The 19,858-nt window shown below is 61.0% G+C and carries 15 protein-coding genes; 5 read left to right on the top strand and 10 right to left on the bottom strand.

From position 1 onward, the window contains the following. Window positions 1-89 precede the first annotated feature (89 nt). Window positions 90-1,868 carry a peptide-N4-asparagine amidase gene (locus GSQ73_RS04080; protein WP_158881218.1) on the top strand — a complete coding sequence of 593 codons (1,779 nt, stop codon included), beginning with the start codon at window positions 90-92 and terminating at the stop codon, window positions 1,866-1,868. Between the two features lie 48 nt (window positions 1,869-1,916). Here GSQ73_RS04080 and GSQ73_RS04075 read toward each other — a convergent pair whose 3' ends face one another. Both GSQ73_RS04075 and GSQ73_RS04070 read right to left on the bottom strand, forming a co-directional pair. Beyond that, window positions 1,917-2,453: a gamma carbonic anhydrase family protein gene (locus GSQ73_RS04075; protein ID WP_158881216.1), complete on the bottom strand. Its 537-nt coding sequence runs from the start codon at window positions 2,451-2,453 to the stop codon at window positions 1,917-1,919. Window positions 2,454-2,462: 9 nt separating this feature from the next. Further along, entirely contained in the window at window positions 2,463-4,235 is a 1,773-nt protein-coding gene (locus GSQ73_RS04070; RefSeq protein WP_158881214.1) for a patatin-like phospholipase family protein, read from the bottom strand. A gap of 115 nt (window positions 4,236-4,350) precedes the next feature. Here GSQ73_RS04070 and GSQ73_RS04065 point away from each other — a divergent pair, with 115 nt between their 5' ends. Continuing rightward, a complete protein-coding gene (locus tag GSQ73_RS04065) occupies window positions 4,351-6,393 on the top strand; it encodes a M3 family metallopeptidase (RefSeq protein ID WP_158881212.1) in 2,043 nt (680 codons plus the stop codon). Between the two features lie 132 nt (window positions 6,394-6,525). On the opposite strand, the gene GSQ73_RS04060 is transcribed toward GSQ73_RS04065, so the two are convergent. Next, window positions 6,526-6,735: a cold-shock protein gene (locus GSQ73_RS04060; RefSeq protein WP_007809889.1), complete on the bottom strand. Its 210-nt coding sequence runs from the start codon at window positions 6,733-6,735 to the stop codon at window positions 6,526-6,528. 277 nt (window positions 6,736-7,012) lie between these two features. Here GSQ73_RS04060 and xth point away from each other — a divergent pair, with 277 nt between their 5' ends. The 3 genes from xth to GSQ73_RS04045 all read left to right on the top strand — a co-directional run bounded on the left by xth (window position 7,013) and on the right by GSQ73_RS04045 (window position 9,397). Continuing rightward, window positions 7,013-7,783: an exodeoxyribonuclease III gene (gene xth, locus GSQ73_RS04055; protein WP_158881210.1), complete on the top strand. Its 771-nt coding sequence runs from the start codon at window positions 7,013-7,015 to the stop codon at window positions 7,781-7,783. After that, a complete protein-coding gene (locus GSQ73_RS04050) occupies window positions 7,780-8,457 on the top strand; it encodes a YecA family protein (RefSeq protein WP_158881208.1) in 678 nt (225 codons plus the stop codon). The genes xth and GSQ73_RS04050 overlap by 4 nt, the downstream gene beginning before the upstream one ends. A gap of 106 nt (window positions 8,458-8,563) precedes the next feature. Beyond that, on the top strand, window positions 8,564-9,397 hold the full coding sequence (locus tag GSQ73_RS04045) for a pirin family protein (protein WP_158881206.1): 834 nt from the start codon (window positions 8,564-8,566) through the stop codon (window positions 9,395-9,397). 90 nt (window positions 9,398-9,487) lie between these two features. Here GSQ73_RS04045 and GSQ73_RS04040 read toward each other — a convergent pair whose 3' ends face one another. The 7 genes from GSQ73_RS04040 to GSQ73_RS04010 form a co-directional block, all read right to left on the bottom strand. Then, window positions 9,488-10,309 (bottom strand): carbohydrate ABC transporter permease, encoded by an 822-nt coding sequence (locus GSQ73_RS04040; protein ID WP_254063261.1) that lies wholly within the window; start codon window positions 10,307-10,309, stop codon window positions 9,488-9,490. After that, window positions 10,306-11,205: a sugar ABC transporter permease gene (locus GSQ73_RS04035; RefSeq protein ID WP_158881204.1), complete on the bottom strand. Its 900-nt coding sequence runs from the start codon at window positions 11,203-11,205 to the stop codon at window positions 10,306-10,308. Before GSQ73_RS04035 ends, GSQ73_RS04040 begins: the two co-directional genes overlap by 4 nt. Further along, window positions 11,202-12,485, bottom strand: a complete 1,284-nt coding sequence (locus tag GSQ73_RS04030; RefSeq protein ID WP_254063260.1) for a sugar ABC transporter substrate-binding protein — start codon at window positions 12,483-12,485, stop codon at window positions 11,202-11,204. Before GSQ73_RS04030 ends, GSQ73_RS04035 begins: the two co-directional genes overlap by 4 nt. 53 nt (window positions 12,486-12,538) lie before the next feature. Further along, a complete protein-coding gene (locus GSQ73_RS04025; RefSeq protein WP_158881202.1) occupies window positions 12,539-14,026 on the bottom strand; it encodes a glucoamylase family protein in 1,488 nt (495 codons plus the stop codon). 111 nt (window positions 14,027-14,137) lie between these two features. Continuing rightward, window positions 14,138-15,646, bottom strand: coding sequence for a tryptophan halogenase family protein (locus GSQ73_RS04020; protein ID WP_158881200.1), 1,509 nt, complete (start codon window positions 15,644-15,646; stop codon window positions 14,138-14,140). A 118-nt stretch (window positions 15,647-15,764) separates the two neighbouring features. Then, window positions 15,765-18,788, bottom strand: a complete 3,024-nt coding sequence (locus tag GSQ73_RS04015; protein WP_158881198.1) for a TonB-dependent receptor — start codon at window positions 18,786-18,788, stop codon at window positions 15,765-15,767. After that, complete coding sequence (locus tag GSQ73_RS04010) at window positions 18,785-19,855, bottom strand: LacI family DNA-binding transcriptional regulator (protein WP_158881740.1); 1,071 nt, start codon at window positions 19,853-19,855, stop codon at window positions 18,785-18,787. Before GSQ73_RS04010 ends, GSQ73_RS04015 begins: the two co-directional genes overlap by 4 nt. Window positions 19,856-19,858 lie beyond the last annotated feature (3 nt).

Here is a 19,858-nt window from a genome sequence, read left to right as displayed (position 1 = left end):
CGTATGGAAGTCCATCCGGGTGATGACCGCTGGTGTCATGCGTGCTAGCGTGCGCGAACAGGGTCCACATCACGCCAGGATTTGCCATCATGCCAATCAGTAGAGTGCTCTGCCGTTTTCGTGTCACTCCATGGGCCCTCGTGCTTGCAGCGCTTGCGCTGGGTGCGGGACCGGTCGCCGCCGGTACGCCGGTAGGTTCGACCAATGTCACCACCGCCGATCCCACCGTGCCGCGGCCGCTGGGCAAACCTTGCGTGGTGCAACTGTTTACCGACGTCACATTCACCGATTTCAACAGCCGCCCGTACAGCTACACGCCGCCGGCATCGTGCAAGGGCAGTTGGTCCAAGGTGGTGCTGGAAGCGGATTTCTCGGTGACTGCGGGACGGCAGTTCGATCGCACAGCCAACCTCTGGCTGGGCGGCGTCAATCTCTATTTCGGCACGACCGAGGAGCCCTCTTCCGCCGTCGCGCCCAGCTGGCACGTCGAGCGCGACCTCACCGATTACAGCGCCTTGCTGCGACAGTCCGGCAACGGGCAGGCAATCATCGGCAACATCGTCGATGGCACGTATACCGGCGTGATCCACGGCAGCGCCAAGCTGCTGTTCTATCCGACGTCGATCCTCGCGCCGGCGGCGCGGGTTCCCGATGCGGTGTATCCGCTGGGCAGCGACCCGGTCGGTTCGACGGTGGCGTTGAATACGGCGACCGACAGCCTCTCGAAAACCTTCAGCCTGCCGCGCAATGTGGAACGCGCCTATCTCGACGTGTTCGCGCAGAGCCAAGGTGGCGACGAGTTCTGGTACACCTGCGTGCCGGATCAATACGCCGATGAAGTGGAAGAATGCGGCGGCGGCAATTTCCGCGAAGCCGAGGTGAGCATCGATGGCCAGCCGGCCGGCGTGGTGCCGGTTTATCCGTGGATTTACACCGGCGGCATTGATCCTTATCTCTGGCGACCGACGACCGGCGTGCAGACGCTCAACTTCATGCCGTATCGCGTGGACCTGACGCCGTTCGTCGGCGTGCTCAGCAATGGCGCGACGCATACGGTCGCGGTCAATGTGGCTGGCGCAAACAATTACTTCAGCGCCACGGCGAGTCTGTTGGTGTATCTCGATGCGCACGCCAAGCAGATCAACGGCGCAGTGACGAAGAACACGCTGGTCGGCCAGCCGCCGACACCGACCATCGGCGACACGCTGGTCACCGACAGCAGCGGCAACGTGACCGGCAACATCAACACCAACCTGAGCCGGCATTTCGTGATCGAAGGTTATGCCGACACCTCGCACGGGCGCGTGACCAGTTCGGTGGAACAGACGGTCGGCTTTGCGGATACGCAGGGCTTCACCATCAACGACAGCACGTTCCGCCAGATCAGCGACCAGCTGACCACGGCCACCAGCGTGAGCCGCAGCAAGCTCGGCTTTCTGCTGACCGGCGAGTACGACCAGAACGTGAGCTATCCGCTGCACGTCGACGTCAATGAGCAGGTGCAGCCGGATGGCAGCATCAGCCTCGCCACGACCGCACATCAGGGTCTGCAGCAACATCGCGCGCGCAAGCTGCTCGGCTTGACACTGTATTCGTCCGATGTGGGCAACACCGTGGACAGTGCCGACACACTTCTACTCGATGCCACAGGCAGCACGATCACCGGCCACAACGGCCAGCAGAGCGCGCAGACCTATACATTCCGCGATTCGCTCGGCAGCTGCTATCGCACCGATGTCGCATCAGCCAGCGGCGCGGTGACCAGCTACGGCACCGGCCAGGGTTGCCCGGATCGCACGAACCGCCTGCAGTGGTTCAGCCATCCGGATGGATCGCCGGACAACGGCAACACCGTTCTGGGCTGGTAAGTCTTCGTGCCACCGCCGCGACGTCGCGGCGGTGGCACGTCGAACGATTCAGACGGCCAAAAGGTAATCGTCTTTCAGGCGCACGTAGTGATCCGCCGAGTAATGCATCTGTTCGATCTGCCGGTCGCTGAGCAAGCGCACGAACTTTGCCGGATTGCCCAGCCACAATTCGCGCTCGCCCACCACCTTGCCGGGCGGGATCAAGCTGCCGGCGCCGACGAAGCCGTATTTTTTCACCGTGGCCCCGTCCAGCACGGTGGCGTGCATGCCGATCAGGCAGTAGTCCTCGATGGTGCACGCGTGGATCACCGCGGCGTGGCCGATGGTGACGCCTTCGCCAACGATGGTGGGAAAGCCGCCCGGCGAGTACGGACCATCGTGCGTGACATGGACGATGCTGCCGTCCTGCACGTTGCTGCGCGCGCCGATGCGGATGTGATGCACATCGCCGCGAAGCACGGTGCCGGGCCAGATCGATACATCGTCGCCGAGTTCCACGGCGCCGATCACGCTGGACGCGGGATCGACATAGACGCGAGCGCCGAGCGTCGGCGAAATATTCTTGTAGCTGCGGATGGCATTCATCGCGACATTCTATGCGAGCGGTGAACGAGCCGGCTCAATTGATCCATCGACGTCCGCCGCGCTTTCAAGCAGTTCGACCGCGTGCCGATAACCGGCGTCGATCGCGCGCTGCCAGTCTTTCCAGTCGAGCATGCCGACATGCTCCAGCGGCGGCGTGAACAGCAACTGCGCGAGATCGCGCCGACGCAGGCTGGCTTCCTCGCCATTGACCATGCCTGCGCGCACCAGCGTCGACAACAAGCCCGGACGTTGCACCACGCCGCGTTGCAGCCACAGTCGCCACAACGATGGCGTCGCGGATTCCTCCGCATCGGTGTGCAGCGCGATGTCGGCGCGGATGTCCAACGCCGTGATATGCGCGATGCCATCGGCAGTCATCACATCGGTCGGCAAGTTGTTGACCAGTGCGCCATCCACATGCACCTGGCCGCGATGCAACAGTGGCGGAAGCACGCCCGGTATCGCGCTCGACGCGCGCAGCCAGTGCCACAGCGGACCATGGCGATGCACGGCCTGGCCGCCGCCCGACAAACGCGTCGACACGCAGAAATAGGGCAGCGGAAGATCCTCGATTTCGAGCGCACCGAAGGTTCGATGCAGCATGCGCGCCGCGCGACCACCGCGGGTCAGCGCAACCAATGGCAGCGTCCAGTCCGACAGCGGTCGACCGCGCACGAAGGCGTGGCGAAAGGTGTCGGTCATCTCATCGACGCCCCAACCTGCGGCGACACCGGCGCCGATGATCGCGCCGATGCTGGTGCCACCCACGGCATCAAACCTGTGGCCAGCTTCGTGCAGCGCGCGCAACACGCCCAGATGTGCCAGCCCGCGCGCGCCGCCGCCGGCGAGTATCAGTCCTCGTGCGTTGCCGCTGATCGATCGCGCCAGTCGCGGGATATCCGCGTCACTGCAAAGATGGTGATGCTGCAGCTCGCCGTGGAAGACATCGCGCCAGCGTTGCGCCGCGCCCAATGCAACTTGATGACCGGCGTGAAGCAGAATCAAATGTCGTGGTCGATGACGCACACGCAACGGACGATCCGGTTGCATGTCCGGCCACGCACGAACCGGCTGCGCGGCCATGGCCGGCAGCAAAAGCACGTCCGCCTGACGCAGGCAGCGTTCGCGCCAGAGGTGTCTGTCCGCGCCGCTGTACCGGGAGACATCGAGATAGATCACGAAATGCGCTTGCGCCTCGCGCTCGGCGAACCAGTCGGCACTGCGGCCCGCACCGAGTTCAGCGTCGATCACCACGCAACTGCCGTACTTTTCCAGCGCGATCATCAGGCGCATCGCGAGCATGCGCGCCGGCACGCCATCGCTCGCCGGGATCAGTGCAAAGGTTCGCGGCAGGCCCGCGCTTTCTTCGCCGCGCTCACGGCGTTGCAGCCGATCGATGGCCATCCGCGCCACGCCGAGCAGAGCTTGCGGATGCCGCGCGAGCACGCGTTCGAAGGCGGCGCGGTCCAGTCGCAGCAACTCGCAATCCCGCAGCGCGCGCACCGTGCGCTGGCGATGCACGCCATCGACCAGGCCGATTTCGCCCACGCTTTCGCCGGCACCAATCAGATGGCGAAGCACAGTGGGGCTGTCGAATACGCCGAGGCTGCCGTTCTTCAAGAGGTAGAGCGCGTCCGCCGCTTCGCCGTGCTTGAACAACGGCCGCCCGCCGGGCAATCCGAACCAGACCAGCTCGCGACGAAGTGTCTCGCGCGCCGAGTCGTCGAGATGCGCAAAAGTCGCGCTGCGCTTGAGTAATCCATCGACATCGGGCGGCAACATGGCAGCAATGTTATGGGCCGGATGATGACAAAACGGCGCCAGCGCCGGATCAACAGCGCCCGCGCTTGATTTTGGCGATGCCGGTCGCCACGCTGGCGCTCTCCAAGGAGCTTCCATGAGTCAAGACAACCCATTGCTGGCGACCGATGCGTTGCCCGCGTTTTCGCAGATTCGCCCCGAACACGTCGAGCCGGCGATCGACATTCTGCTTGTCGAATATCGAAGCGCCATCGACGCATTGACCGCCGTCGATGCGCCGCACGATTTCGCCACCGTGATGCTGACGCAGGAACGCCTCGAACAACGGCTTTCGCATGCTTGGGCACCGGTCAGCCACCTGCATTCGGTGGCCGACAGCGACGCCCTGCGCAAGGTCTACGGACCGGCCGAGGAAAAGCTCACCGAGCACGCGATCGAGCTGGGCCAGAACCGCGCGTTGTACGCCGCGGTGCAAGCGCTGGCGGATGCGCCCGATTTTGCCGCGCTTCCGCGGCCGGAACGCGCGCTGGTGGAACACGCGCTGCGCGATTTCACCTTGTCCGGCGTGGCACTGGAGGAACCAGCGCGCTCGCGCTTTCGTGACATCGGCGTGGAACTTTCCAGACTTTCCACCGAATTTTCCAACGCGGTGCTGGATGCCAGCGAGGCATGGCACGAGCATGTGACCGACGAGCGCGACCTTTCCGGCATTCCCGAATCCGGTCGCGCGGTGCTGCGTCAGTATGCACAGGATCAGAATCTGGATGGCTATCTGGTGACCTTGAAACAGCCCAGCGTGCAGGCTGTGCTCGGCTATGCCGATAACCGTGCACTGCGCGAACGGGTTTACTGGGCTTACCAGACGCGTGCTTCGGACCAGGGCCCGAACGCCGGCAAGTTCGACAATAGCGAGCGCATCGAGAAAATCATGGCCTTGCGCCACGAAGCGGCGCAGTTGCTGGGCTTCGACAATGCCGCAGAGGAATCGCTGGCAACCAAGATGGCCGCGTCGCCGACCGAGGTGATGGAATTCCTGCGCGACCTCGCCACGCGCGCGCGTCCGGTGGCGCAAAAGGAATTGGCGGAACTGCGCGACTTCGCCCACACGGAATTGAAACTCGACAACCTCGAATCGTGGGACGTCGGATACGCCTCGGAAAAGCTGCGCCAGCAGCAATACGATCTCGACGAGGAGCAGTTGAAGCCGTACTTCCCGCTACCGGCGGTGATCGACGGCCTGTTCGGTTTGACCCACCAGCTCTACGGCATTGCACTCGCGCAACGCGATGATGTCGACGTGTGGCATCCGGATGTCCGCTACTACGACGTGCGCGACGCCGACGGGCGCGTGTTTGCCGGCGCTTACATCGACCTCTATGCGCGCAACGGCAAGCGTGGCGGCGCATGGATGGACGTGTGCCGCGCGCGTTTCGATGACGGCGATCAGTCGCAGGTTCCGGTCGCGTTCCTGACCTGCAATTTCGCGCCGCCGACCGAAGGCAAACCGGCGCTATTGACCCACGACGACGTGCTCACGCTATTCCATGAATTCGGGCACGGCCTACATCATCTCCTCACCGGGATCGCGCTGCCGTCGATCGGCGGCATCGAGGGCGTGGAATGGGATGCTGTGGAGCTTCCCAGCCAGTTCATGGAGAACTTCGGCTGGAACCGCGCCGCGCTGGATCTGTTCGCGCGCCATTACCAAACCGGCGAAAAACTGCCGGAAGAATTGTTTCAGCGCATGCTTGCCGCACGCCATTTCCACGCCGGCCTGTTCCTGGTGCGGCAGCTTGAGTTCGCGCTGTTCGATTTCCTGTTGCACATGGAATACGACCCGGCCGAAGGCGCGCAACCGCTTGCCGTGCTGGAGCAGGTGCGCAAGCAGGTCGCGGTGATCCATCCGCCAGCGTGGCAGCGGTTTCCGCACGGGTTCAGCCATGTTTTCGCGGGCGGATACGCGGCGGGTTACTACAGTTACCTGTGGGCGGAACTGCTATCGGCCGATGCGTTCGGCGAGTTCGAGGAACACGGCGTCGTCGATCGCGCGACCGGTGAACGCTTCCGGCGCGAGGTGCTTGCCGTCGGCGCCAGCCGGCCTGCGCTGGAAAGTTTCGTGGCGTTCCGCGGGCGCAAACCCGAACCGGAAGCGTTGCTGCGCAGTCACGGGCTGACCTGAAGGCTCATCGGCGAACCATTTGGCAGTTGCCGACGAATAGCGACTTCGGCAACGAATCGCGAACGAACAAACGGCACATAAAAAAAGCCCGCCGAAGCGGGCTTTTTCAGATCAACTCAAGTCCGAAGGGACTCAGGCGACCTGGACTTCCTCAGCCTGCAGGCCTTTCTGGCCCTTGGTGACGACGAACGTGACGCGCTGGCCTTCCTGCAGGGACTTGAAGCCCGTGCCCTGGATCGCGCGGAAATGCACGAACAGGTCGTCACCGCTTTCCGGGGTGATGAAGCCAAAACCTTTGGCGTCGTTGAACCACTTGACTGTACCGCTCTGACGATCCGACATGTAACTTTACCTTTGAAGCATTGATGGTTTGCGGCTCGGAGCGTAGTGCACTTGACCGCAATGAGAGCAGGAACTACCGGGTTGAATCGGAGTCTTGCTTTGCCAGCATACACTGGAAGTTGTGGTTTCGGTGGTTTTCGCTTGCATATTCCTGTAGGTCGGATTTCCGGACTCCCCAAACCAGCCGTGCAAGCGCCGATCACGGCGCCATGCCGATGCTGGTACAGGCCAGCGGCGACGGTTCAAGCGCATCCGGCACATCACATACAATGCCGCGATGAAAATCGCCTCCTGGAACGTGAATTCGCTCAAGGTACGTCTGCCGCAGCTGACACAGTGGACGGCCGACGCGAAGCCCGACATCGTCGCGCTGCAGGAAACCAAGCTGGAGGACGCCAAATTTCCGGTCGATGAGCTTGCGGCCGCGGGTTATCACGCGGTGTTTTCGGGGCAGAAGACCTATAACGGCGTGGCGATCCTTGCGCGCGAGGCACCACGCGATGTGGTCACCGACATCCCCGGGCTAGACGATCCGCAGCGCCGCATCCTGGCCGCCACCATCGGTGATCTCCGGGTGGTGGATCTCTACGTGGTCAATGGCAAGGCGGTTGGCGATGAAAAGTACGCCTACAAGCTGGATTGGCTGGCCAAGGTGCGCGAGTTCATCGCGCGCGAGCACGAGCGCCATCCCCATCTGGTGGTGCTCGGCGACTTCAACATCTGCCCGGACGACCGCGACGTCTACGATCCGGTGGCCTGGGGTGAAGACGTCCTGTGTTCGCCCCCGGAACGCGCCGGCCTCAAGGCCATCACCGATCTGGGGCTGCACGACAGTTTCCGCCTGTTCGAATCGCAGCCGCAGCATTTCAGCTGGTGGGACTACCGGCAGGCGGCGTTCCGTCGCAACATGGGCCTGCGCATCGACCTCATCCTGATCGGCGATGCGTTGAAATCCGCGGCGAAAGCTGCGGCGATCGATCGCGAACCGCGCCGTTGGGAACGTCCTTCCGACCATACGCCGGTGACGCTGGAACTGGACTTGAGATGACCGATAAAACCGAATGGCCCAGCTCGCTGGACGACAATGAACTGGATGAACTGGATCGCTACCTGCGCGCCCATACCGGCGAAGGTGACCTGCTGCTGGATGGCGTGCACGGCCTGCTCAGTGCGCTGACGGTCGGCCCGTTGCTGGTGCTGCCGGACGAATGGCTGCCCGAAGTGCTGCACGAGCCGTTCGCCGACGAGGACGAAGGCAATCGCGTGCTCGCCCTGCTGGCCAAGCTCAACGATTCGATCAGCGCTGAACTGGACGTGCAGGCCTATGAGCCCATTCTCGGCGAAGTCGAGATGGAAACCGGACCGATGCTTTCCGCCGCCGGCTGGTGTGAAGGCTTCAGCCGGGGCATCGACCTGCGCGCGGGCCTGTGGGAAAACCGCCTGTCTGAGGATCCGCAGCTGATGGAGCTGCTCGGCCCGGTGATGGCGTTGGCGGTAGATGAAGGCATCCTCAGTGCCGAGACCGAGTTCGAGAAACTCAGCGACGACGAATACGACGAATGCCTGTCGCAGGTGCCAGCGGTGCTCGGTGCGGTCAACCAGTACTGGCAGACCAAGCCGGCCACCGAAACAGAGGTCGAGGCAATGATGTTGCAGCATCGACCGAGCAACGATGACGACGAAGCGCCGCCGCGGCAGCGCAGCGGGCATTGGGTGCACTGACCGTTTCGTCGTCGCCGACACGGAACGATCCGTTCCGGCGGCGACTCTTGGTTACCTGTCGCGACGCAGCCATTTTGGCGGGCAGTTCTTTCCTCAGGAGCAAGCCATGAGCGACCGCCACATCACGCGACGCATTCGCGGCACCGACACCGCCGATGGTGCCGGGGTGAAACTCAAGCGCATCATCGGCCAAGCCGGGCTCGACATGCTCGATCCGTTCCTGCTGCTGGACGAATTCCGCTCGGATGACGCGGGCGATTACATCGCCGGCTTTCCCGAGCATCCGCATCGCGGTTTTGAAACCGTGACTTACATGCTCGCCGGCCACATGCGCCACCACGACAACCACGGCAACAGCGGCGACCTCACGCCCGGCAGCGTGCAATGGATGACCGCCGGCCGCGGCATCCTGCATTCGGAAATGCCGCAGCAGGAAAACGGCCTGATGTGGGGTTTCCAGCTCTGGGTGAACCTGCCGGCCACCGACAAGATGACGGCGCCGCGTTATCAGGACATCGCTGCGGAACGCATCCCGACCGTGCACCCGGCCGACGGCGTGGAAGTGCGTGTGATTGCCGGCGAACTCGACGGCGCCACCGGACCGGTCGAAGGCATCGTGACCGCGCCGGTCTATCTGGACGTGAGCCTGCAGCCCAACGCAACGCTGACGCTGGATCTGCCGACCGGCCATCAAGGATTTGCGTACGTGTTCGATGGCGAATCCGCAGGGGTTGGCGGCGAAACGCTGCGCCGCAGTGAACTGGGCGTGTTGTCCGAAGGCGACCGACTGCAGCTTCTCGGCACCGATAAACCATCGCGCGTGCTGGTCGTCGCCGGTCGTCCGCTGAAGGAAAGCGTGGCGCGCTACGGTCCGTTCGTGATGAACACGCCCGAGCAAATCCACGAAGCCATTGCCGACTTCCGCTCGGGCAAGTTCTAAGCAAGGAACCCGATTGTTGCGAGCATCCTCCTCCTCTCCCTTCGGGGAGAGGACTGAGGTGAGGGCGGGTGCCCGCCACAGGCCAAACAATCAGCCCTTCACGCTGCCCAACAAAAGTCCCTGCAGGTAATAGCGCTGCAGCGCCAGAAACAGCAGCAGCACCGGCAACACGGTCACGACCGAACCGGCCATCATCAATTCGCTGTCTTGCGCGTGCTCGCGTGCGAGTGAGGCCAGCCCGATCGGCAGCGTGTAGTGCTCCTGTCCGGTCAGCACGATCAGTGGCCACATGAAGTCGTTCCATGCGGCGAGAAAAGTGAAGATCGCCAAGGTCACCATGATCGGCTTGAGCAGCGGCAGCACGATCTGCACGAAGATACGCCATTCGCCGGCACCGTCGATGCGCGCCGCTTCCAGCAATTCGTCGGGGATGCTGCGCGCGTACTGCCGCACCAGATAGATGCCGAACACCGTGGCCATCGCCGGCACGATCACGCCGGCATAGCTGTCGATGAGGCCGAGATACTTCAGCAACAGGAACAACGGCAACATCGCCACCTGCGCCGGAATCACCAGGCCACCGATCAATATCTGAAACAGCACGCGGCGACCGGCAAAGCGCAACTTGGCGAACGCATAGCCGGCCATCAGGTTGCACGCCAGCGAGAGCAGCGTGATCGCGCTGGACACCAGCAAACTGTTGAGCAGGTACTGACCCATGCCCGCACGCAGGAACAACTCGCGATAGTTGTCGAATGTCGCGTGCGCCGGCAACAGCGGTGGCGGCAGCGAACCGGTTTCGCCTGGCCGCATGAAAGACACTGACAGCATCCACAGCAACGGAAACAACGCGACTGCCGCGCCGCCGAGCAGCAAGCCGTTGACGAGCGCCTTGGCGATACGTGGATTCACGCAGGTTCCTCATCGGCGCCATGACCATGACCGCGCCGCGCCAGTTTCAGCAACACGGCCGTCGCGGCAAACATCACCGCGAACAACAGGAACGCCACCGCCGATGCGGTGCCGAGGTTCCACCACTTGAAACCTTCGTCGTACATCAGATACAGCACGCTCGTCGTACTCTGCAACGGGCCGCCTTCGGTCATCACGTACGGCTCGGCGAACAACTGGAAATATCCGGACACCGTGAGGATGCTCACCATCATCAACGTGGGGCGCAGCATCGGCAACGTGATGTGCCGAAATTGCCGCCACGCCGATGCGCCGTCGATACGAGCGGCTTCGTACAGATCCACCGGGATGGCCTGCAAACCGGCGAGGAAGATGATCATGTTGTAGCCGAAGTTTTTCCACACCGCGAACAGGATGATGGTCGGCATCGCCCAGTGCGGATCGCCAAGCCAATCCATTGGGTGAAAACCGAAATGCTCGAGCACGACATTCGCGATGCCGTACTTGGTGTTGAACAGATAACGCCAGATCACCGCGACAGCGACCACAGTCGTCACCACGGGCGCGAACAGCACGGTACGAAAAAACGAACGGCATCGCGCCAGCGGCGAGTTCAGCAACAGTGCCGCTCCCAGAGACGTGGCCATCGACAACGGCACACCGATCGCAACGAAATAAAACGTGTGGCCCAGCGCGGACCAGAACAACGGCCGCTGCAGCAATGCCCAGTAATTTCCTAGCGCCACGAAGCGCAGGTTGTGGATATCCGCCAGCGCATAGAGGTCGTAATCGGTGAGGCTGAGCACGAGCGCGGCGATTACCGGCAACAGGAAAAACACGCCCAGCACCAACATTGCCGGCGCGAGAAACAACCACGCCGTACGCCGGGAATTCATCGCGCCGCCCCGGTTGCGGGACGCGCGTGATCGAGTACCCAGCGACGCTTTTCGAGGATGCGATCGACGCGGCGATCCAGCTCCGCCGTCGCCTGGTCGACGGTGAAATTTCCGGCGATGGTCTGCGCGGCAACGAGCTGCATTTCGCTGGCGATGCGCTCCCATTCCGGAACGCGCGGCGATGGCCGCACGTGTTCGAGCTGTTCGCGAAACGCGCGCGCCTGCGGATCGTCATGCAATACGCCCTGCGCCCACGAACTACGTCGTGGCGGCATGTCTCCCAGCAACTCATAGAAGCGCCGCTGCACGTCAGGCCGCGACAGATATTCGATCAGCTCCCAAGCCGCCTGCTTGTGCCGGGAGCCGCGAAAGATCACCAGGCTGGAACCGCCCGCTGCGCCGATGCCCGAACCGTCCGGTCCATTCGGACCCGGCAGTGGAGCGGTGTCCCAATTGTTCTGTTGCGATGCCGGCAGGCGTTTGCGGAATTCGCCGATGTTCCATGGCCCTGATAGGTAAAACGCGTAGACGCCGTTGCCGAATTCGGTCCACGGATTACCTGCTTCGACATTGGTGATCGCCGGCGCCTGATGCAGCTTGAAGGTGTCCACGTAGAACGCGAGTGCGCGTTTGAAACCCGCGCTCTCGAAATTGCCGTAGCGGCCATGTTCGCGCAGCAGCATGTCCGGCTGCTGCAACGCCAACGACATCAACTGCTCGTATTCGTTGGTGGGCAGCAGGATGCCGTAGACCTTGCGATGCGGATCACTCAACGCGGCAAGCATTCTGCGCCACTCGGCCCAGTCGTGAGGCGGCTGTGCGAAGCCGGCGTTCTTCAACAGGTCCTTGCGATAAAACAGCAGTCGCGTATCGACGTACCACGGCACGCCATACAGCGTTCCGCCAATCATGTTGGTGGCCCAGATGCTGGCGAAATAGTCGTCCTGTTTCACTACTGCAGATCGGTCGACGCGTGGCTGCATCGGTTCCAGCGCATCGAGTGCCGCCATTTCCGGCAACCAGGTGTTGCCGAGCTGGCTCATGTCGGGACTCGAACCGCCAGCGAATGCCGTGAGCAGTTTCTGATGCGCTGCGGTCAACGGCAGCTGCTGCACCTTGAGATGGATGTCCGGATGCGTGCGCTCGAAATCAGGCAGCAGCTTGAGGACAGCTTCGCCCTCGCGCCCGATCGTCCAGAAGGTAAGTTCGTTGCGGTCGGATGTCGAAGGCGAACATGCGCCCAGCAACGCGACACCGCACAACACGCAGATGGCCAACACGTGCCGAAGCGGCGATCGCCGCACGCTCGGCAAGTGCTGGCGTGCGCCTTCGATCAAGGCGTGGCCGCTGCCCTGTTCTGCGCATCCGCGTGGTGATCCAGCCAGCCGCCGGTAAAGCCGGCTCGCTCGAGACCTTTGCGCACGTAGGGATTTTTCTGCATCACTTTCCACACGAAATCGCTGCGCCAGTTTTCGATCATCAACACGATCGGGCCCTGGTCGATGCCGAGTTGCTCGTCGTCGACCCAACCCAATTCTGGCACCACTTTGCCCGTACGCAGCGGGGTCTGGATATGAAAGCTCGGATTGAAGGCATCCACGAAACCGTACTGGTTGTAGATGTACTTGCCGTAGCGCTGCTTCATTTCGGCCAGAGCCGGCACCACGAGTTCGGGTGCGAACACAATCGACCCGCCGACGGCCGTCGGCGCCAACGTTCCGTCATCGCGAACATAATCCAGCCCGGCACCGCGCGCGGAATAGCCCTCGAATGCGTCATCGCCATCCTTGCCGTGCACGGTGAAGTTGCCCGGACCATTACTCGCCGTCAGGCCCCACACATTCGCGCCGTAACCGGTCCGGTTTCGCGGGTTGGCGATGGCGTAGTTGCGCTGGCTGATGGTGGCGCGCCGGCTGTTTTCGAAATAGTCCAGGTCGTGCTTTCGATTCCAGTCGTCTCGGATGCCGCGAAAGTCGATCCAGGTCTGGCTGTACTGATGGCCGAACATCGGCGCGAAGCCGAGAAAAGTCTGCCCCTGATACGTGCCCCAGGTGAGATCGTTGGTGGACGTCCAGGCCTTCCATGCATCGGGCTGCACCGCGTGCGTCGGGGATCCCAGTGCGAACACGTAAACCATCATGCCTTCGCAGTAGCCTTTCCAGTCCGCCGGAATGAACTTGCCGCCCGGCGTCCAGCCCATGCTGATCAACGGCGCGCGCGCCTGCATCCAGCTCCAGTCGACCTTCCGATAGATGTCGTCGGCGAGCTGGCGAATCTCCTTTTCCTTCGGCGTGTCGCGGTCGTAGTACGACTGCGAAAACAGCACGCCGCCGAGTAGCAGCGTCGTGTCCACGCTGGACAATTCGGTCCACCGTCCATGGCGCTTGCCGGTTTTCATGTTGAGGAAGTGATAGAAGAAACCGTGGTACCCCGTCGCATCATCCTCGCTGTCGTTCTCCGGTGCGTTCTCGAAAAACCGAAGCGTCGCCAACGTGCGATCCACCGCCTGCTCACGCTTGATATAACCACGTTCCACGCCCACGCCATAAGCCGTCAGGCCGAAACCCACCGCGGCAATGCTCGAAAACGATTTACCCGGATAGTGATCGGGTATCAGTCCGTTGTCGGGGTTTGCGCTATCCCAGAACCAGCGAAACGTACGCTGCTCGATGTCATTGAGCATGGCCTGCTGTTGCGGTGATGCCACGAAATGATCGGATCGATCTTTCGCTGAAGCCGGCGATGCGGCGCTCGCGCCGAGGACGAAAAAAAACACGAAAGTGTTCACGCGAAGAGCGCGAAAAAAACTGCGAGAAAACATTGCCAGCTCCATCAGCAAAAAAAGTATCGGCCCGCATCAAGCCGGGCACATAAATCAACCGCGCATATCGCGGCTTTGGTAGGTGAAAGGACCCTTGAACGACGCGAAGGTTCAGGCTTTGCAACACGAATCGATGAAGGCCTGATGCATCGGCATGGCGTCAACGCAGCTTGAAATGACGTTGCGCACGCTGGTCATGAAATTCTTAAGGTCGTGATCGGGCATCTGATCGACCATCGGGTGATAGCCCTTCGGCATGATGCCCTGACCGATCATCACCTGCACCCAGCTCGTGGTCGCAAACATTTCTTCGGCGTCGCGATAGAAACGACCGCTGTCCTTGAAGAGACAAATATTGTCGCTGAGCTGCTGCGGAATCTGCATGTTGCGGCATAGATTCCAGAACGGCGTGTCATCGCGTTCGGTGGCATTGAAATGCAGGATCAGGAAATCGCGGATGCGCAGGTATTCGAAAGTGCATTGCGCGTTGTAGCGATCGATCACTGTTTCGCTGAAATCCTTGCGTGGAAACAGGCTCAGCAATTTCGTGATGCCCGATTGCACCAGATGGATGCTGGTGGACTCCAGCGGTTCCATGAAGCCACTCGCCAGGCCCAGCGCAACAACGTTCTTGTTCCAGAATTTTTTGCGCATGCCTGCGGTGAAACGCAAGGGACGCGGATCGGCGAGCACCGGTCCATCGAGATTCGCGAGCAACGTCGCCGCGGCTTCGTCGTCGCTGATATGCGCGCTGGAATAGACGTATCCGTTTCCTATGCGGTGTTGCAGCGGGATGCGCCATTGCCATCCGGCAGCACGCGCTGTCGCGCGCGTGTATGGCGTGGGCGGGCCGTTGCTCTCACAAGGCACTGCCATGGCGCGATCACAATGCAGCCATGACGAAAAATCGGTATAGCCGGTTTTCAATGCTTGTTCGATCAGCAGTCCACGAAAACCCGAGCAATCGATGAATAAGTCGGCCTCAATGATTTCGCCGTTTTCAAGCACTACGGATTCGACGAAGCCATCATGCGCGCGCAGCTTGGTCTGCGCGATTTTACCTTCGGTGCGGATCACGCCGATTTTTTCGGCGTAGCCGCGCAGAAATTTTGCATACAGGCTGGCGTCGAAGTGATAGGCGTATGCAATATCCGCCAGGGGTGAAGTTGGCGGAACATCTGTGGCCGAAGGCATGAATTTGCCCCGCGGCGCTGCAACGGTGTTGATCGAATAGTCGCCGATATCCGTCGCCGCGCCGAGTTGCGTTGCTTTGATCCAGAACTGGTGGAAAGGCAACAGGCTGATGTCGTGGCCGATGTTGCCGAACCCGTGGATATAGGAGTCACCGATCTTGCCCCAGTCGTTGAACTGGATACCAAGCTTGAACGTGCCTTGGGTTTGCTTGACGAACTCGACATCGTCGATGCCAAGCAGATTGTTGAAGAGTTTCAGATGCGGCACGGTAGCTTCACCGACGCCCACAATTCCGATTTCTTCCGACTCGACAAGTCGAATGGAATAGTCGCGGCCGAGCACTTTGGCGAGTGCTGAGGCGGCCATCCAACCTGCCGTGCCCCCACCGACAACGAGGATGTTTTTGATGCGTTGATCGTTGTGCATAGATGTCAGCGTCTGTATTTGTCGAAAGCAAAAAAATCATTGGCGATATTTAAAACAAGGCCCGCAAAAGCGGGCCTTGTCGGGTTTCGTTTGCAACCTATCGGTACATCAATCGCGTTTAGAACTTGAAGCCCATGCTCACGCGCAGTGTGCGTGGATATCCAGTGATATTGCCGGTTGGGTTGTACATGACCGGTGTCTTGCTCAGCTGGCCATTGGCGCCGTAAGACGTGAGGTAATCCTCGTAGTTGTTCCAGTTGAACAGGTTGATGACGTCGATTCTCAGGTAAGCACTGATGCCTGCATAGATATTGAAGTTCTTGGTCGCCTGCAGGTCGATGTCGCGATAGCCGAAGACCTTTCCGCCCACCAGGAACCTGCCTTCACCCGGTGGAACGAGTGATAACGCCTGGCCGCCACCACCAGAGATGCCGTCGTGGTCTTGAGTGCTGGTGGGAAGACCGTAAAAAGCTTGGCCGAGGGACGGTGAAGGGGTCGCCAGAGTCAGCTTGCCACCGAAGAGGAAGCCCCACGGGCCATCCAGCGAGCCGGTGACTACCAAGCGGTGCTTTGGCACGTCGGAAGAGATGAACGGATAACTGGCCGCGCTTTCATAATCGAACGCGTATTGATCATCCGGGTTGTTGTTGTTGTGGTTGTAGAGCGAATGCGTATAGGTGTACGCGATGCTCGCGCCCCAACCGGACTCCTTGGTGTAGGGCTTGTCGGCGGAGAGCAGCAGGTTTTCGGTTTTGGTTTCCAGACCACTGTCGGCAATGATCAGGCTGCCAAAGCCCGGTACTCCGTTGTTCCAGGGCTGGCTGCCGTTTTGCCAAAATGCGCCATTGGGATAACGGTTGCCCAAGTGGAAGTAGAGCCCGTCAAAGCTCTTGACGCGGGCAAGGGTGACACTGGTGTTCCAGTCGCCGATCTTGTTGCGCATGCCGATGCTGATCTGATCAGAATACGGGGTCTTGATGTTGTTGCTGACCAGATCGACTTCCTTGCCGACGTTGCTGCCAGACACTAGTGCCTGCAAATTGGGAATGTTGAGATAGGCAGGGTCCCATGCAAAGCACTGGTTGATGCCGACGACGCAGGGCACGCCTGCTGTATTGAAGTTGAGTGTCGGTTGCGACAGCGCTGATTTGGTCTGCTCGACCTGCAATGCTTCGTACAAGTTGCGGTTATAGGAGCGGCCGATGCCACCGAAGACCACATGCTCTTCGTCGCCGAAGATATCGTCGGAAAAACCAAGGCGCGGTTGAAACTCGTTCTTCTGCGCTTTGCGGTTGTTGCCGGTACTTATGTAGTCGTTTACGTCGACGCCACCCTTGGCCAGGGATTGCGCATAGGTCTGGCCTGCCGGTGCGTTCGGATCCTGGCTGTTGAACGCGGCGACAACATTGGCCGGGGTTACGAAGTTGAGATACGACGGCGTTTTCTCGTAATCCCAACGCACGCCCAGGTTCAGCGTCCAGTGGTCATCGATGGCCCAATCGTCCTGCACGTATGCGCCGAACTGCCTGTCCGAGCTGCTCGCCGTCGGGTTGAAGCCCGGCGTCGGACTGCCGAATTGCACCGAATATGGAATCGATTCGGTACCAGCCGCCGTGGTGGAGTAGCTATACAAAGCATTGCTGTCGCCGGAGTCCAGCGCACTCAATTTGACTGCCTTGAATTTCACGCCCAGCTTGATGACATGGTCGCCGTTCCACTCCAGATCGTTGAAAGTCAGATCGTCCTGCAGCGAGGGACCTTTCTGACCCTTGTCCTGCTCGGACAGCGGACCCGCGCCGGTGACAAGGATCGTCTGTGTCTGGGAGAGATCGGTGGCTACGTACTGGGCGCCGTCTCCAGTAAGGATTGGAACCGGGTGATAGGAGGCGTCCTCATATGTCGCCTGCAGGCGGTTGAACCAGCTGTCCGTGCTGTGATCCCAACGCAGATCAGCACGCTTGTCTTTATTGAGGGTGTTCACCGCAGCGGTAGCAGCGCTGGTGCCGCCTACGCCGCTAATGGCGGTTTCATCACGATACTTGGCGCTCACCTCAAAACGGTCGCGATCGGTCGGTTCCCAGTCGATCTTGCCGAACCAGTTGTTTTCACGGAATGGATTGCTGGCCGGACCCAGCAGAGCCTGAGCGCTCGCCGGCAGCGCAGCGTTGTAACCGCTGACCCCGGGGACGACGGTGATGGGGCTATCGAACTCTTTGCCTTCGTAGGCAATGTAGAAGTGCGCCTGATCCTTGAGGATCGGTCCACCAAGGTCAAAGCCGTAGTTCTTTTCGTGCGATACCGTTTTCTTGCCTGTCGCCTGCTCGGAAGGTGTTTCTGCACGCATCGCGGTATTAGTGAAATCACCAAACACATCGCCGTGGAATTCGTTGGTGCCGGACTTCGTCTCGGCAGTGACCGCAGCGCTGGAGACCTGGTCGTATTCGGCCTTGTAGTTCGAGGTGATGACCTTGTATTCGGCGATTGCCAACTGCGGAAATGGGTTGCCCTGGCTATTGTTCTGGCCGGTACCGCCGCCACCCAACACGTAATTCTTCTGGCCGACGCCATCGATGTAGATGTTCGTGCCGCTGGCGAACTGCGCACCAGAGCGAAGGCTCGTATTGCCATTGGAACTGCGGGTGAAAATCATGCCTGGGACAGCATCGGCAAACTCGAGGAAGTTGCGCGAGGCCGCTGGTGTGGCATTGATTTCACGCAGAGACACGGTATCGCCCACTTCGGACGTCTTCACTTCCTGCAGCGTCGTCGCAGACACCGTTACCGAATTGAGGTTGGTGGCGTTGGCCGCGCCCGGAGCTGGTGCACTGGTCAGGTCAAGCGAAGCGGTCGACGCAACCGTCAAAGTCACCGTGCGCTCTGTTCCGGCGCCGGCGTCCACCTGATACGTGCCCGGTGGCAAACCGACCAGCGCGTAGCTGCCGTCCGAGCCAGCCGTTGTGCGACGCGTGGCGCCCGTCGAGATTTCCTTGGCGGTCACAACCGCGTTCGGAGTTGCCTTGCCGCGCAAGTTGGCGTCGGAGCTCGCGGCCCTCAACATCGTTGGCGCGGTGGCGACTGACATGACCGCCGTGGCGATCAGTCCTGCGAGCAATTTCTTCTTGAAGCGTATTGGTGATTTCATGAATCCCTCCCGGATAAAAAAGTGCTGATATTTGAATTCTGTTTTTGGTTCGGTAGTGGTGCAGCGAGCCTCATGCCACAGGTTTCACGGGTGATGATTTCGCAGCCGAGTGTTTGTGCGGATGCTGGTGGTGAATCAGGGTTTTCCAGTAGCGCCGCGAGTTGCTCCAGCGCACTGCGGCCCAGGTCGACAATACGTACGCGAACCGTGGTGAGCGGCGGCGTGACGTAGCGTGCGATAGGTATGTCGTCGAAGCCGGCGAGCGCGATGTCCTGGGGGATGTTGAGCCCGGCTTCCTTCAGCGCGAACAGGCATCCCACCGCCATCATGTCGTTGGCGGCAAAGACGGCCTGCGGTCGAGCTGCATGCGCCAGCAATGTGCGGCCGGCGCGATATCCGGAATCCTCGGTGAAATCACCTGCAACGATATTGATCGCAGCATTTGGCGCATGTGCCGCCATGGCGGCGCGATATCCCATTTCGCGCTGTTCCGCGTCGAAGTTCTTTTCAGGTCCGGTGATGAAGGCGATGTCGTTGTGACCTGTATCAACCAAGTGCCGCACCATGGCGTAGGCGCCGGTGTAGTTGTCGATATTCAGTACGCCGTATTCGTCGCTCTCCACCGCGCTGTTGAGCAACACGGCGGGCAGTGACGCCGGAAGGTTCGACTGAAGAAATGCCGCATCCACACGCGGCGACAGGATCAGCATGCCGTCGACGCGACCCTGCATCGCGCGCAGCGCTGCAGCTGCTTCCTCGACACTGTCATGCGAACTGGAAACCAGCAGGTGAAATCCACGCGCGCGCGCCGCGAGATCGATGCCACGAATCAATTCGGAGAAGAACTCGCCATGCAGATCCGGCAGCAGCGCACCGATCGTATTGGTGCGGCGGGTAATCAGGGTTCGTGCCGCCGCGTGAGGCACGTAGCGGAGCCGCTTGGCTACTTCGCGTATGCGTTGCCCCGTTTCTGCCGTGACGCCGTTTCCACCATTCAATGCACGCGAAACCGAAGCCACGGAAACCCGTGCCTCGCGCGCTACATCCTTGATGGTTACAGCCGCCATATG

This window comes from Rhodanobacter sp. L36 (assembly GCF_009765755.1).
In the GTDB taxonomy this organism is placed as follows: domain Bacteria; phylum Pseudomonadota; class Gammaproteobacteria; order Xanthomonadales; family Rhodanobacteraceae; genus Rhodanobacter.
The sequence above is the reverse complement of the archived record's forward strand: the minus strand, read 5'-3'. Positions and strand labels throughout refer to the sequence as shown.

Coding starts and splice junctions, on each gene's coding strand:
- GSQ73_RS04080 (WP_158881218.1), top strand. CDS start 90: ATGCCAATCAGTAGAGTGCTCTGCCGTTTTCGTGTCACTCCATGGGCC.
- GSQ73_RS04075 (WP_158881216.1), bottom strand. CDS start 2,453: ATGAATGCCATCCGCAGCTACAAGAATATTTCGCCGACGCTCGGCGCT.
- GSQ73_RS04070 (WP_158881214.1), bottom strand. CDS start 4,235: ATGTTGCCGCCCGATGTCGATGGATTACTCAAGCGCAGCGCGACTTTT.
- GSQ73_RS04065 (WP_158881212.1), top strand. CDS start 4,351: ATGAGTCAAGACAACCCATTGCTGGCGACCGATGCGTTGCCCGCGTTT.
- GSQ73_RS04060 (WP_007809889.1), bottom strand. CDS start 6,735: ATGTCGGATCGTCAGAGCGGTACAGTCAAGTGGTTCAACGACGCCAAA.
- xth (WP_158881210.1), top strand. CDS start 7,013: ATGAAAATCGCCTCCTGGAACGTGAATTCGCTCAAGGTACGTCTGCCG.
- GSQ73_RS04050 (WP_158881208.1), top strand. CDS start 7,780: ATGACCGATAAAACCGAATGGCCCAGCTCGCTGGACGACAATGAACTG.
- GSQ73_RS04045 (WP_158881206.1), top strand. CDS start 8,564: ATGAGCGACCGCCACATCACGCGACGCATTCGCGGCACCGACACCGCC.
- GSQ73_RS04035 (WP_158881204.1), bottom strand. CDS start 11,205: ATGAATTCCCGGCGTACGGCGTGGTTGTTTCTCGCGCCGGCAATGTTG.
- GSQ73_RS04025 (WP_158881202.1), bottom strand. CDS start 14,026: ATGTTTTCTCGCAGTTTTTTTCGCGCTCTTCGCGTGAACACTTTCGTG.
- GSQ73_RS04020 (WP_158881200.1), bottom strand. CDS start 15,646: ATGCACAACGATCAACGCATCAAAAACATCCTCGTTGTCGGTGGGGGC.
- GSQ73_RS04015 (WP_158881198.1), bottom strand. CDS start 18,788: ATGAAATCACCAATACGCTTCAAGAAGAAATTGCTCGCAGGACTGATC.
- GSQ73_RS04010 (WP_158881740.1), bottom strand. CDS start 19,855: ATGGCGGCTGTAACCATCAAGGATGTAGCGCGCGAGGCACGGGTTTCC.